13 protein-coding genes are annotated in these 12,693 nt (G+C 41.6%); 3 read left to right on the top strand and 10 right to left on the bottom strand.

Features of this window, described 5'->3' with window-relative positions; all coding sequences use genetic code 11:
- Nucleotides 1-59 precede the first annotated feature (59 nt).
- Together Q4533_RS06290 and Q4533_RS06285 are read right to left on the bottom strand one after the other, a co-directional pair.
- Nucleotides 60-884: a mechanosensitive ion channel family protein gene (locus Q4533_RS06290; protein WP_102439512.1), complete on the bottom strand. Its 825-nt coding sequence runs from the start codon at nucleotides 882-884 to the stop codon at nucleotides 60-62.
- A 25-nt stretch (nucleotides 885-909) separates the two neighbouring features.
- The gene (locus Q4533_RS06285; protein ID WP_277869331.1) at nucleotides 910-1,407 is read right to left on the bottom strand and encodes an OmpA family protein; all 498 of its coding nucleotides are present in this window, start codon (nucleotides 1,405-1,407) and stop codon (nucleotides 910-912) included.
- Between the two features lie 614 nt (nucleotides 1,408-2,021).
- Here Q4533_RS06285 and Q4533_RS06280 point away from each other — a divergent pair.
- Nucleotides 2,022-3,491 carry a peptide MFS transporter gene (locus tag Q4533_RS06280; protein ID WP_303413535.1) on the top strand — a complete coding sequence of 490 codons (1,470 nt, stop codon included), beginning with the start codon at nucleotides 2,022-2,024 and terminating at the stop codon, nucleotides 3,489-3,491.
- 114 nt (nucleotides 3,492-3,605) lie between these two features.
- Here Q4533_RS06280 and Q4533_RS06275 read toward each other — a convergent pair whose 3' ends face one another.
- Both Q4533_RS06275 and Q4533_RS06270 read right to left on the bottom strand, forming a co-directional pair.
- Nucleotides 3,606-4,751, bottom strand: coding sequence for a response regulator (locus Q4533_RS06275; protein ID WP_102439509.1), 1,146 nt, complete (start codon nucleotides 4,749-4,751; stop codon nucleotides 3,606-3,608).
- A 51-nt stretch (nucleotides 4,752-4,802) separates the two neighbouring features.
- Nucleotides 4,803-5,540: a VacJ family lipoprotein gene (locus Q4533_RS06270; protein ID WP_241901018.1), complete on the bottom strand. Its 738-nt coding sequence runs from the start codon at nucleotides 5,538-5,540 to the stop codon at nucleotides 4,803-4,805.
- A 481-nt stretch (nucleotides 5,541-6,021) separates the two neighbouring features.
- Between Q4533_RS06270 and Q4533_RS06265 the strand changes: the two genes are divergently transcribed.
- Together Q4533_RS06265 and Q4533_RS06260 are read left to right on the top strand one after the other, a co-directional pair.
- A complete protein-coding gene (locus Q4533_RS06265) occupies nucleotides 6,022-7,821 on the top strand; it encodes a hypothetical protein (RefSeq protein WP_303502379.1) in 1,800 nt (599 codons plus the stop codon).
- 34 nt (nucleotides 7,822-7,855) lie between these two features.
- Nucleotides 7,856-8,155, top strand: coding sequence for an EscU/YscU/HrcU family type III secretion system export apparatus switch protein (locus Q4533_RS06260; protein WP_102439506.1), 300 nt, complete (start codon nucleotides 7,856-7,858; stop codon nucleotides 8,153-8,155).
- A gap of 20 nt (nucleotides 8,156-8,175) precedes the next feature.
- Here the strand turns inward: Q4533_RS06260 and Q4533_RS06255 are convergent, their stop codons facing one another.
- The 6 genes from Q4533_RS06255 to Q4533_RS06230 form a co-directional block, all read right to left on the bottom strand.
- Nucleotides 8,176-8,574, bottom strand: a complete 399-nt coding sequence (locus tag Q4533_RS06255; protein WP_102439505.1) for a DUF2802 domain-containing protein — start codon at nucleotides 8,572-8,574, stop codon at nucleotides 8,176-8,178.
- A gap of 89 nt (nucleotides 8,575-8,663) precedes the next feature.
- Nucleotides 8,664-9,158 (bottom strand): chemotaxis protein CheW, encoded by a 495-nt coding sequence (locus Q4533_RS06250; RefSeq protein WP_076540271.1) that lies wholly within the window; start codon nucleotides 9,156-9,158, stop codon nucleotides 8,664-8,666.
- An 8-nt stretch (nucleotides 9,159-9,166) separates the two neighbouring features.
- Entirely contained in the window at nucleotides 9,167-10,249 is a 1,083-nt protein-coding gene (locus tag Q4533_RS06245) for a chemotaxis protein CheW (RefSeq protein WP_102439504.1), read from the bottom strand.
- The gene (locus Q4533_RS06240) at nucleotides 10,233-11,024 is read right to left on the bottom strand and encodes a ParA family protein (protein ID WP_102439503.1); all 792 of its coding nucleotides are present in this window, start codon (nucleotides 11,022-11,024) and stop codon (nucleotides 10,233-10,235) included. Before Q4533_RS06240 ends, Q4533_RS06245 begins: the two co-directional genes overlap by 17 nt.
- A gap of 73 nt (nucleotides 11,025-11,097) precedes the next feature.
- Nucleotides 11,098-11,502, bottom strand: a complete 405-nt coding sequence (locus Q4533_RS06235) for a membrane anchored protein in chemotaxis locus (protein ID WP_241901015.1) — start codon at nucleotides 11,500-11,502, stop codon at nucleotides 11,098-11,100.
- 13 nt (nucleotides 11,503-11,515) lie between these two features.
- Nucleotides 11,516-12,673, bottom strand: coding sequence for a chemotaxis response regulator protein-glutamate methylesterase (locus Q4533_RS06230; protein WP_102439502.1), 1,158 nt, complete (start codon nucleotides 12,671-12,673; stop codon nucleotides 11,516-11,518).
- Between the last annotated feature and the right edge of the window lie 20 nt (nucleotides 12,674-12,693).

Here is a 12,693-nt window from a genome sequence, read left to right as displayed (position 1 = left end):
AATGGCCATAAAAAAGCCAGCATAATAGCTGGCTTTGTGAACAAAATGCACTAAATAGGCTATTTAGCTGGCATTTCTTTTAAATGTAAATCCATTTGTGGGAATGGAATTTCAATAGCTGCAGCATCTAGCGCATTCTTAATCTGTTCTAGTAACTCAAAATGAGCTGGCCAGTAATCGGCAGTGTTAACCCATGGACGAACCACGAAGTTAATAGAACAATCTGCTAGTTCACCTAGTGCAACAGTGTATGCAGGATCTTTAAGAACATATTGATTATTGTCTAATACAGAAGAGATAACTTTCTTGGTTGCTGCGATATCTGAGGTGTAACCCACACCGATAACTAAATCAACTCGACGTGTTTCTTTAGTTGAGTAATTAATAATAGTGCCATCCATCATCGCTGAGTTTGGAGCAATAATGGTCTTGTTATCGCCAGTACGAAGTTTAGTTGAGAAAATAGTTATTTCTTCAATCACTCCCGCTACACCAGCGGCTTCAACAAAATCACCTACACGACAAGGGCGGAAGATAACCATCAACACACCTGCGGCAAAATTTGACAATGAACCTTGCAGCGCTAAACCTACAGCTAAACCTGCAGCACCCAATACAGCGACTAGTGATGCTGTTTGTACGCCAATTTGACCTAAGGTTGCGATAATCGTAAATACAAATACCACGCCCCAAACCAAATTACCGACAAATGATGCTACGGTTTCATCAATTTTACGGCCCAGTAATAGTTTTGTAGTTAATTTCTTAGCTACGTTAGATAGATATTTACCTACGATAAATATCAAAATGGCCATCACAACTTTTAATCCATAAGTGATTAAAAATTCAGGCGCTTGTGCCATCAAACTCTCGATGCTTTCCATGGTTTACTCCCTTTATTAATAATAATTATTCAAACTTGAATTCAACGCGTCTATTTTTTTGCCTACCTAGCGCGGTACGATTTGTTGATATGGGAGCCAAACTCCCCATACCACTAACTTCTATTACATCGGCATCAATCGCAAACTGCTCGACCAAAATATCTTTAACTGATTGGGCTCTTTTTACTGACAAACTGGCGTTTAATTGCTCACTACCAATGTTGTCGGTGTGACCTAGTAAAGAAATACTGACAAGCTTATTGTCCTTAATGAGCTGGTGCGCCCGCTCAATACTGGGTAATTGCGACCTTAACACCCGAGACTGGCCAAAATTAAAATATATCGGGCTGACGCTCACTAAGCCCAAACTTTGCTGGCAACCGTTGGCAAGTACAGCTGTATTAATCTGTGTATTGGGACAGGCATCTTTTTTATCTGGTACGCCATCAAGATCACTATCAACCCAAGCAAGCACTGAACTGCTAAAAACTAAGCTGCATAAACAAACAAGTTGTCGATACAAGATCCTGCCTCCGCCATCAAAGTCAGTTAATTACACTCAATGGCCAGACACTTAATATTCAATAAAACTAAAAATTGTTTTTTTGACACTAAAATCCAATGAGTTACATTTTATATACTTGTTAAAAATTTGCAAAGCGTTTACACAATTAAAACAAGTATAGATTCTATTTGTCAGCCCGCTAACCGACCTCATACTAAATAATCGTCACAAATTCTGTTATCCGTTGTTATGGTGACTTTAATAGCATTTGCCAGCTAAAAGCTTGCCAACTAGCACCAAAAAAACAACAAAGGTATCTTTGCAAGCGGTTAAAAACTGATTCAACGTTTACATTTACAAACGCTGATCGCCCATGGCCATTGACTTTTACGGCTTATAAGATGTATATAAGGGTAGCTTTTTATGGTTTTAATCCTTAAAACTTTAAAATGACAACATTTACTATAATAAATAAACAACAAAGTGATTAGATTTAAAGCAACTAAATTGAAACGAGACAGAATGTAATTCTGAAAATATCAATACGTTGAACATAATCACAATTGCAAACAACAATTTCTGTGGCGACAGTGGTCGCACAGGCAAATCACAAGCTTAAGGTGGAAGACTTAATGAGCAATGCAAAACCACAGGGGACCATGCTTGGTCATCCCAAGGGGCTTTTCCTGCTGTTTACAACAGAACTATGGGAAAGATTCAGTTATTACGCTATGCGTGCCATTTTGGTGCTATATCTGGTCGATAAAGTACAAACAGAGGGCGGCCATGGTTTAGGTTGGTCCCAAGCAGATGCAATTTCACTTTATGGTACTTTTACTGGTCTTGTATATTTAACCCCACTCATTGGTGGATGGCTAGCCGATGCCTATTTAGGTCAACGTAGAGCAATTATGATTGGTGGCGCCTTAATGGCCGCGGGTCAGTTCCTATTAGCATTACCTCATAGCTGGATCCCTGGTCAAGAAACAATGATGTTCTATATTGGCCTAGGTACACTTATTATTGGTAACGGTCTATTTAAGCCAAATATTTCTACCATGGTTGGTGACTTATACGAAGAAGGCGATCATCGTCGTGATGGTGCATTTACTATCTTCTATATGGGTATTAACGTTGGTGCATTCCTGTCTGGTATTATCGTAGGTTCTGTTGTTGCAGCCTATGATGGCAACTTCCAAATGGGCTTCTTATGTGCTGGTATCGGTATGATATTCTCACTTATCATCCAGTTTATCTTCTCTCAAAAGCTACTTGGTGACATCGGCCGTTACCCTGCTGCAAAGCTTGAAAAAGAAAGAGACGCCGCTGCAGGTAATGTTCGTAAAGAACCTCTGACTAAAATTGAACGTGATCGCATTAAAGTGATCATGGTTATGGGTCTATTTACTATTATTTTCTGGGCGGGCTTTGAGCAAGCTGGTGGTTTACTTAACTTATTCACCCACGACTTTACCGACAGAATGATTGGCGGCTGGGAAGTACCTACCACTTGGTTCCAATCACTTAACGCTATGTTCATTGTTATTTTTGCACCAGTGATTGCTTCTATTTGGGTACGCCTTGGTAAGAATGAGCCTAACTCTCCTGTTAAGTTTGCCTTAGGTCTAGTGTTACTTGGTATTGGTTTCCTATTCATGATCGGTGCAGTACTTGAAATGGGTGGCGATGCAAACGCTAAGTCAAGCATGTGGTGGTTAGTCGGTGCATACTTCTTCCATACCATGGGTGAATTATGTTTATCTCCAATTGGTTTATCAATGGTCACTAAATTGGCTCCTCTGCGTATTGCATCATTAATGATGGGCGCATGGTTCCTATTTATCGCTATTGCGAACAAAATTGGCGGCGTAGTTGGCTCATTTATTGGACATGACGGCGGCAAAGAAGAGCAACTTGCAAACGCAATGGCTATCTTCGCTGGTATCGCGATTACTTCTGCTATTTCAGGTATTATTCTTTACTTCATGGCAGACAAGTTAGTTAGCTGGATGCACGGTGCTGAAGGTCACAACGAAACTGAAGAACAAGCGTTAACTGAAGAAATTGCAGTAACCGCTGAACATGAAGCAATAAAGCATTAATACTTAGCTTTAGTGCATCATGAATTAAAAAACCTCGCCATTTGCGAGGTTTTTTATTTCAGCTTTATTTATCCAATACTGTGTTTATGACGTGGGCAGCTTGCATTTAATCTATTACAGCTTAAGAGCTAACTCCATAAAGCCGCCAGCGGCTAGCGCTTCATCATAGAACAAGCCATTAAATTGGTTATTCAGTAATCGAGCTCGATGATTTGCATCACTGCTGACAATACAGATCTTTTCTTCTGGCAGTAAACTCCTAAACTGCATACTAGGCTTATTCCACTCATCTGAGCCTAGTTGTCGTGAAGGTGAAATCGCCAATGGTGCTAAACCGTTATTATTACGTAAATAGCAACGCAGTCCGCTACCAGCTTGGCCAATCGCAACTCTGAAGTGTTCAAGCTCAACACACACATACACCATATCCACATACAAGTTCAGGCCTGAAGTCACCATACGCTCATTCAAGTAGCTCAGCATATTGTAAGGCTCGATTAAGGTATTACTGACGCCATTACGGTATTGTTTTAATTTTTGGTTAACAAAGCTTCGCATTAATACACAGCCGAATGCGGCGCGATTATCTTCAGGATAAAAATGCGCCATGTACATCATTAAATGCTTATCTCCCACCATAGTGGAATCGATAAAATAAGCACTTACATCACTATTTTTACACAAGCTATAGTGAACATCGGCGTTAGGGTAACCAATATTTGAGGTAGGAAACAATTGCTGCTGCACACTCTTAGCTGCTTCAGCACTGCTTTCCAGTAGGCTAAAGTTATCAGCTAATTCTTGATATGATAAATCTTCGCTCATCTTAGCGGCAGAGTTGATAACTGCATGGCTGTCATTAAAATCAAGCTTATCGGACTGAGCCTGCGGCGCTATAGCTTGTTCAATGGCTTGCTGGATGATAAAAAGATCAGAAACGGGTTTGACTAAGTAATCGCTGGCGCCATAGCGCAAAGCTTCCACGACATCAGCCATCACATTATTACCTGATATGACAATTGAAGGGACTGAAGGGTTTAACTCGATTATCTGTTTAAGCATACCAAGGCCCCCTAAGCGTGGCATGCTTAAATCAGCAATGACGATATCAACAGGCTGTGCTTGAAAGGCTTTGACGCCCTCTTCACCATTTTCTGCTTCAAAAACCACAGCGCCTTGCTGAGTTAAAAAGTCAGCGACTAACTGCCTAAAAACTGCATCATCTTCAACTAATAACACGGCGACATTGGTTAATGCCATAAAACTCCCCCGATAGCACTGCTGTCGAAGAAGCCTCATCGTTCAGCAATATCACTCAAGCTCTAATAAATATTCTTCTAGTAATTCATCATCATCTTGTTTGACTGGCACGTTGCCATCATAAACTTTGTAATCCATATATTGAAAATAGGCTTCTTTGACAAATGTGTATGGATCAAGTGCATTATCTAATAGACGTTCTTGATCGATGGCTGATGCTCGTGAGTCGAGGTTTTTCAAGCCCCACTTAAGGACTGACTGCCATAACAAGAACTCTGACAAAGGAAAGTATAGACTATCAACCCAATCTGAGGCGAGTTCCCTTGTCACATAAGGACCAAAAAAAGGCGCCATAAAATAAGGGCCGTTTGGCACGCCGTAATAACCTAACACTTCATTGAAGGCATCTTGTTTGCGGGTCATGCCCATCATGTCTGCCACATCAATCACCCCAAAAAGTCCTAGAGTGGTATTAACGGTAAATCGGCCACCAGCATTGGCTGCCCAGCCCCACTTACCTTGTAATGCGTTATTCACTAACGAACTTGGTTCTTCAAAGTTACGCACAAAATTATTAACCCCAGACTTTACTGGTGTTGGCAAATAATCATTATATCCATGGGCTATAGGGCGGAAAAAATGACGATCAAGATAGTGGTAATTAAAATCCCACATGGCACGGTTAAATCCCTCTATGGGATCGCGAGGATCATCATAGATGACTTCAACATCAGGCTTGTTTGCCTGCTGAATAGGTTCGGCTTTTAATGAAAAGACACTGCAAGCCATCAATAAAGAAAGCAACAACAATTTATACTTCATACATCTCTCTTTCGGGAAAATTCAATACTGAAATACTCTGAGTTAAGGCTCTATTTCAGTCGCGCTAGATTACAAATTCAACTTGTATTCACTTACCAGTAAAGCTTACAGATTAACTCTAGCAAAGATTTACATTGAAGATTAAAGCAAAGGACTATCAAGTCGATACAGTCTGTATAACCTATTCTGTGTAACGCTATTTAAGTTAGCCAAATAAACTTTTAAGATTTCATTTACAGTATTAATTGCGCGAATTTATCACTGTTGATAGTCAAAAATACTACAACTACAACACCTATAGTCAACAATTACGGCTAAGGATACTCAAGGAGTGTAGGAGATCAACGCTTAAATTGTAATAGAACATATTTAAAGGTGATAGTTAGGTAATGGTTTCGTAAATTGTTACGTAAATAGCAATAAACAACTTGAGTGACGATAAAAAAATATGACACAAGGCTTAATCACAGCAAGACTGGCGACAACTGAAGCCTCAAAAATGCGCCACAATTTAACCAGCGCGAATATCGCTAAACCAGCAAGCTTAGTGCCTGTTACGCTGTCATCTTCAATACGGTCATCATCGACAACACAATCATCATCGACATCGCTATTATCAGGTACAAACCAAGCGTCTACAGCCTGCTCATCATCTATACCCCAGTTATCTCAAGATACTAAAAACCATGCCGCGGTTACCTTTGCCGTCGCGAATAAAACATTTCAATTTTCAGCCTGCCATCAAATACAGCAAATCCTGCGTTCTGGTGGGCAGTTAATGTTAAACAATGACACGATAAAGCAATTAACTAAGCTCACTGGTACCGCATCTCATAAACAGGCCACAACGAGCAGTCTCACCAATAAGCAGTTAGTGCTAGTCGCACCTGCGATACAAACTAAGCTGCCTATTGAGCTGCTAAAACTGGCACAAAGCAATAATATTTCATCACCGCAATTATTGGCCTTGGCCGCCAGAGCACAAGGTTACCCGCTACCTGTGGTTGAAATAAAACATAATCACTTGCGCTTTAATACCGGGGCTGAGATTTCAGTGTCAGCATCAGCAAAATTGCCTCAAGGCCAACACCTTGCTCATATCAACCAAGTGGCTGGGAAACCGCTGTTAACATTAACCCCAATATTGCATGTTGCGACTGCTGATTTGTTTACGATTGACACCAATAGCCACAATGACAACAATCACAATAAGTTAAAGGCGATCTCAGAACATATTGTGGTAAGAAAAGATGAACCGGCCCAATTACTGAGTCAGCTATTAAAAAAGCTTGAGCAAATACCTTTAAGAGCCAGTGTTGAAACCACGGTGACCAATGTAAAACCACCTCAGCAACAGGTAAACTCGCATCAACACGCTGCAAGCTCAACTGTGGCTCAAGTAAACAAAAGCCCCGTTGAAGTACTGAAACAAAATTTACATAAAGCTGGCGCAATGCCACTTAAAAATGCTTGCAGCAATAATGCAACTAATACCCTTGTCAGTGCTTTATTAGCATTACTGCCGAGCTTAAATCCACGGCCATTAACCCAACTTGCAGATCAAAGCTTATTAAAACAAGAGCTACTGAGCTTAACCAGCTTAAATCTGGCCAATACGCAGCAGCTACCCAATACAGCATTAACAGCTGGGGCAATTAGCGCACTATTTCAGTTGCTCATTGGCTTTAAACGCCAAGGCGCTCACACCCAGCTGAGCCCGTCATTGCAGCACTACCTTGATAAACTGCAGCAAAAAGTTCTCAACAACACTGACCAAAGCCAATTGCTTTTAAGTGCCTTAGATAAAGCCCGCAGCGTCGAGTCCTTAGGCAAACTAGCCACTAGCTTTGGCGGATACCAACAAGCGAGTAGCGACGCTAATCAGCATCTCGCTTGGTATATAGCGCTGCCTTACTCCATTGGCCCACGAAAAGAGCAATTAGAGGGCAAGTTTGAACGGGGCTCTTCTAATGATAACAGCGCGATAACAAGTTGGCGGTTGCAATTAAAATTTAATCTGGCTCAGGGGGCTTTATTGGTTAATGCCCATAAGATAGGAGATTTTCTTGATGTTAAATTTACCAGTGAAAATCAAAGCCTGTTAGATAAAGTGAGTGATTTTCAAGCGCTATTAAGCATAAAAATAAATCAGGCAGGCTTTGTCGCGCGAGAGTTCACCACGGTAATTGATAATGTACCCGCAACCTTATTACCAGGCGATCATTATCTAGTAAAAACCAATGCTTAAGATGCACTTTAAGACGTGAAATTAGGAGCAAATAATGACTAAAATTAAGAAAGCGGTCGCGCTAAGCTTTGATGGCATTAGCGCGCCAACGGTCACCGCCACAGGCAAAGATTTAGTCGCTGAAGAGATAATAGCACTAGCAAAAGATGCTGGCGTCTATATCCATCAAGATGAGAATTTAAGTGAATTTTTACAGTTATTAGCACTCGGTGAACAAGTGCCCCAAGAGCTCTACACCTTAATCGCCGAGCTCATTGCATTTGTGTATATGTTAGATGGTAAATTTCCAGAGCAATGGGATAACTTACATCAAAAAATCATTGAACAAGCTTAGCGCTTTCGCAAAATGACGAGCTACTTTTTATGTAAACGGATAATTAATTCCGCTTCTGCTTTAGGTAGTTCACACTCATTAATCAGCTCTTCCACTCCAGCACCTAACCCCACCATTTTTAATGCTCTAGAGTATAATTTAGATTGTGGGTCTTGCTGACTTGCCTCTTCTAGGCGCTGTGATTGTTTAGTTAATTTTTGCTCTAACTCTAAAACACGCTTACCAACACCGATAGTGCCACTGCGTAATTCCTGCAGCTCTCGTTTAACGGTTTCTCGCTGGCGATCATTTTCTTTTACCAACACAGTTAATGCATCTACTTTGCTTTGCAGCTTGCTGGCTCTTTTTGAAAAAAACATCGCTATTGCGGCACAAGTGACAACATAAATAACAATAGTGATAAGCAATTCTTGCGACATTCATACTTCCTGATAAGACTGATTTTTGTCATTAAAACACAAAAGCCAGCAAATAATAATGCTGGCTTTAGTTGAAACGCAAAAAACGCTTATAACTGAGTTATTTCTGCCCACTCATCGTCAGATAGTAACTTATCAAGGTCGACTAAAATCAATAACTCATTATCTCGGTTACTGACTCCCTGAATGAATTTAGCACTTTCTTCAGTGCCGACATTCGGGGCATTATCGATTTCAGAGCGGCGTAGGTAAACCACTTCGGCAACGCTATCAACCAAAATACCAATCACTTGCTTTTCTGCTTCAATGATGACTATTCGCGATGAGTCATCAACTTCTGCAGCATCAAGGCCAAAGCGTGAACGAGTATCTATCACAGTGACGACATTGCCACGTAAATTAATGATACCAAGCACATACATAGGCGCACCGGGAACGGGGGCAATTTCGGTATAACGTAATACTTCTTGAACTTGCATGACGTTGATACCATAAGTTTCGTTATCTAACTTAAAAGTAACCCACTGTAAAACTACATCTTCTTTACCTGCAGCAACCGCTGCTACATTTCTTGAATCTGTCATAAATAACCTCAGACAATCGAATCTTGACAACCTAATCCTGCATCTAGCATTTCAATGAGCGCTTGCACATTTAAAATGCCACACATTTGTTCTTTTACTACGCCGGCAAGCCATGGACGCTTACCCGCTTTTTCACGCCAATTGACATGAGATTTATTAATTTTCACCGCGTTAACTAAGGATTCACATGCCAGTCCCCAGTCACTGTTTTCAAGCATGACGATATACTGATAATCAATAGATTGCGCCATTTCGGTGGTGTACTTTTCTGGCATCACCCAGCGGCAACTATCTACAACATTCACCTTTTGATCTCGACGAGTTTGTACCCCTAAAAACCATTTGGGGCGCCCTATCAGGTGATTAATATGTTCAATTTTTACGATACCGCCCAAACTCACCAATGGCACCGCAAGCGTCAAGCCTGCCACATTGAAAAATAACACCTGAAATTCATCATCTAAAACATCTTGTAAATCTGTGGTGATACTTGGCGGAATCGATGCTAATTCAGCTTTAGCGGGCGACTGACTGACGTCGATAACCGCGGTTTCAACATAAGCTCGCTTATGATTATCTATATCGGCTGAGATTTGAGAATCTTTATTATCCACTACGGATAATTTCGCGGCCTGTGCTGCAGGTTGAGCTATTGGCAGCTTTGCCTGTTGCACCGTACCTTTAAGTACTTGCTTTACCTCAAGTGGAGATTCAACACATTGTTCTGAAGTTGTTGATACTGGTGCTGAGACTACCGCCAATAATTTAGATAAGGCATTTTTATCCACTTGCGGCTCAGCAAATGACGAACTTAAAGATTCACCCAGCGTCGCGACCGTTTGCAAGCGAAGACTTGGAGCTGCCAACTTAGTTGTGGCATGTAAATATTTATCTTCACTATTGTGCAGGGAGCCTTCATAAATTTCTGCAACCTCTGTACTGCTAGTAGAGTCTGTGTGTTGAGCGACTTGTAGTCTGCTGATTGAAGTCTGTTTATTGCAGCTTGTAGCAGCATCTAAAGCCTTATCAGAAGGCTCTTGTAATAATACTGAGAAGAAATCAAAAACAGTTTCATCAACCGATTTTGACATGAGTTAACTCCCTAGACATTAAAAAATCCAGTAAGCGATTATAGGCTTTCATCCCACGGCTGCTGGGCATATGATGGGATAGTGGCACATGGGCTAAACTGGCATCTCTAAATTTAGTATCCACAGGAATAACATCAGGCCATAAAGTTTCTGGATAGCTTAGCTGCAAGGATTGTAACGCTACAGGTGACGCTTTAGTGCGCCGATCATACATGGTTGCTAAAATGGTAAAGCTGTAATCTGTTTTCTTTGAACGCCCCATTAGCGCCATGGTTTTCACCATTCGCTCTAAGCCTTTTATGGCCAAAAACTCAGTTTGAACTGGAATGATTATATGTTCACTTGCCGCCAGAGCATTAACCATTAACACCCCTAAAATAGGCGGGCAATCAATGATAGCAATATCATATTTGTCATCTAGCAAGGCTAATAGGTTACGTAAAACCAGTCCCATCCCTTCTTGATGTCCCAAAGCTCTATCTAATGTGGCTAGCGCCATTGAGGCAGGAATAAGATCTAAACCATCAATTGAGGTCGGCACAATATGCTTTTCAACATCCGCTAAAGATAACGGCTTATGCGCCAAAAAAATATCGTAAAGTGAACTGGGGATTTGCTCAGAATCAATCCCTAAATAATAACCTAGCGATGCATGAGGGTCTGTATCAATCATCAATACCCTTTGACCACGCTTAATTAACGCGCCAGCAAGGCTGGCAACCGTAGTTGTTTTACCTACGCCGCCTTTTTGATTTGCGATTGTCCAAACTTTCAAATGACGCCTCACAGCTTTATTATTGTTATTATTCAATTGATTATTAACTGACTACACTAGATTACAATCTGCTCTAAAGTGAGTCTGATTCACGGGTGGTTATCCTGATCCCACCATGGGGTAAGGGGATTACTTTTACCCCTTGAGCGTTTTCAAGCGTTTGTATATTCTGCTGTTCCTTTGGCTGAAAGTGCTGGTTATTTTCAGCTGTCGTTCCAGGCCCTAGGCTTAATGTCACCGCTTCACCATTCGCCGCCTTTTGCACTAATGCTTTGGTGGGTTCTGGATGTTTTCCAAGCCAAGCAGCAATGTCCGCTGCCTGCTCATCAGGCACCATTAACAACACTTGCGATGCTTTTAGTTGCGCAACTTGTTGAGACAATTCGCGGTTAGTTTTTGCCGCCTCAAAATATAATCCTGCCAGCGTAATAACCGCGATAATCAATAAAAACACCACTGACATTTGTTGGGTGTTCATTGCCTTGTTGACCTTAGCCACGGGCCGTCTCTTTGATAATGGACTCCGCCATACTGTCGATAGCAATGGAATGAGTTGATAAACCTGCTACGGTAACCGCTTGCGGCATACCATACACCACACAACTAGCTTCATCTTGTGCCCAAATCGTTGCTCCAGCGGCTTTCAGCATTCTGGCGCCTTCTCTGCCATCTGCGCCCATACCGGTAAGTACAACCGCTAATACATCACCGCCAAACACTTTTGAGGCTGATGCAAAGGTAATATCCACACTGGGTTTGTAGTTCATCTCGGCATTACCGGCGATAACTTTTAAACGTCCAAATGAACCACTTCGCTCCACCATCAATTGCATGCCACCTGGGGCTAAATAAGCACAACCGGGTTGCAGTACATCCCCATTTTGCGCTTCTTTTACCGTAATCTGACATAAGCTATTTAAGCGACTGGCAAAAGCAGGCGTAAACGCAGCCGGCATGTGCTGAATAAGTAATATTGGGTGTGGGTAATTTGCAGGAAATGCCGTTAAGACTTTTTGCAGTGCAACAGGCCCACCCGTTGAAGTGCCTATCAGCAAGGCTTTATATTTTTTACCGCTCGCTCTAATGGCGCTGGCAGAACACACGTTTTGGGCGCTACTGGCCTGTGAATTATTCGCTTGCGAGCGATTATTTAAGGCCGGTTTCGATGCTAATGTGGTTCTCAAGCTTGCAGGGTTAGCTGCATCTGCTGCATTTCGAGCTGTAACCGTTCTTGGTAATGGCTTATATAATCGTCTTCTGCCTAAGGTTTTAACCCTTAGTTGCAGTAGCTTAATGGCCTCTTCTTTTTTAGAGGCTATATCTTCAAAGCGTTTCGGTAAAAAATCCAATGCGCCGGCATCAAGCGCATCAAGCGTCGCTTTAGCGCCATCATGGGTTAAAGACGAAAACATCAGTATCGGTGTTGGGTTAGTTGCCATTATTTTACGCACAGCAGTAATGCCGTCCATCACTGGCATCTCGATATCCATGGTGATGACTTGTGGCTTTAATTTCTCAGCCATGTCGATGGCTTCTTGGCCATTGACTGCAACACCCACCACTTCGAGGTCGTCATCTTGATTCACTATTTCGCTGACTCGACGTCTAAAGAAACTTGAATCATCAACAACTAAAACTTTGGTAGCCATTTCATTCCTTATCAATTGGA

Origin of the sequence: Shewanella sp. 6_MG-2023 (genome assembly GCF_030547195.1) — a bacterium.
Lineage (GTDB): Bacteria > Pseudomonadota > Gammaproteobacteria > Enterobacterales > Shewanellaceae > Shewanella.
This window is presented reverse-complemented; position numbering and strand designations above follow the sequence as displayed.